This window comes from Streptomyces sp. NRRL WC-3549 (assembly GCF_000721935.1).
Taxonomy (GTDB): domain Bacteria; phylum Actinomycetota; class Actinomycetes; order Streptomycetales; family Streptomycetaceae; genus Streptomyces.
This window is the reverse complement of sequence record NZ_KL585421.1, coordinates 162,571-163,606: the sequence shown is the minus strand read 5'-3', so window position 1 is coordinate 163,606 and position 1,036 is coordinate 162,571. Positions and strand designations below refer to the sequence as shown.

At 70.9% G+C, this 1,036-nt stretch carries 1 protein-coding gene and 1 pseudogene; one reads left to right on the top strand and one right to left on the bottom strand.

The window, feature by feature from the left end; translation table 11 throughout:
* The coding region (locus tag IH13_RS0126130; RefSeq protein ID WP_158791306.1) for an IclR family transcriptional regulator at window positions 1–477 on the bottom strand (477 nt) is incomplete at its 3' end.
* A gap of 217 nt (window positions 478–694) precedes the next feature.
* Between IH13_RS0126130 and IH13_RS0126125 the strand changes: the two are divergent.
* Window positions 695–1,036: pseudogene (locus IH13_RS0126125) on the top strand (phosphoesterase); the annotation flags it as partial.

The window sequence follows — 1,036 nt, the reverse complement described above, 5'->3', positions numbered from 1 at the left end:
ATGTGTATAAGAGACAGGCTCCGCCTCCGGCAGTGCGGCCAGCAGCAGCTTGCCGACGGAGGTGCAGTGGGCGGGCAGCTTGCGGCCGGCGGCGGAGACCATCCGGACCGCGTGGGTGGAGTCCACCTTGGCGATGTAGATGACCTCGGTGTCCTCCAGGATCGCCACGTGGACCGTCTCGCCGCAGGACTCGGCGACCTCCCGGGCCACCTGCTGGCCCTCGGCGGCCAGGTCGAGCTGTTCCGCGTACCGGCTGCCGAGCTGGTAGGTGCGTACCCCGAGCCGGTAGCGGCCGGGCTGCCCGGGGACCGCGACCAGGTAGGAACGTGCGGCAAGGGTGGTGAGCAGCTCATGGACGGTGGTCCGCGGCAGCTGGAGCCTGCGGGTGACCTCGGGTGCGGAGAGGGTGGTGTCGCTCTGCAGGAAGAGTTCGAGTACGTCCAGCGCCCTGGTCACCGCGGGGACGAGTCGCCCCATGATCACCCACCCCATTCCGTTCGACACTCCGGTCATTGACCGGAATCACGAACGCAGGCTAGCCGCAGCCCACTTGTCCGGGCAACGCGCCCGGCACGAGGCACGGCCGGACACAGGGACAATCCACCGCATAGGCCACGGCTCGTCGGATTCGTGGCCGCTCCCAAGCGGGCGAGCCTCCTGGTTCACGGCCCGTGGGCAGGGTATTCGCTGTGCCATGTCGACTTCGAACCCACTCCCCGCCGCCGGTTCCTGGCAGAGCCGGCTCCACCGGTACGACCTCGCCGCGTTCCGGCACGTGGCGGAGCGGCACTGGCCGGGCGCCGAACCCGTGCTGCCCCGGCTGAGCCGCAGCGCGAACCACGGCGTGCTGTGGCTCGGCGCCGCGGCGGGCATGGCCGCGCTGGGCACCAGCGCACGGTCCCGGAGGGCCGCGCTGCGCGGGGTCGCCTCGCTGGCCCTGGCGTCGGCGGCGATCAACACGGTGGCCAAGAGGGCGGTGCGCAGGGAGCGTCCGATACTGGATCTGGTGCCGGTGATAAGACGGTTGAAGCGGCAG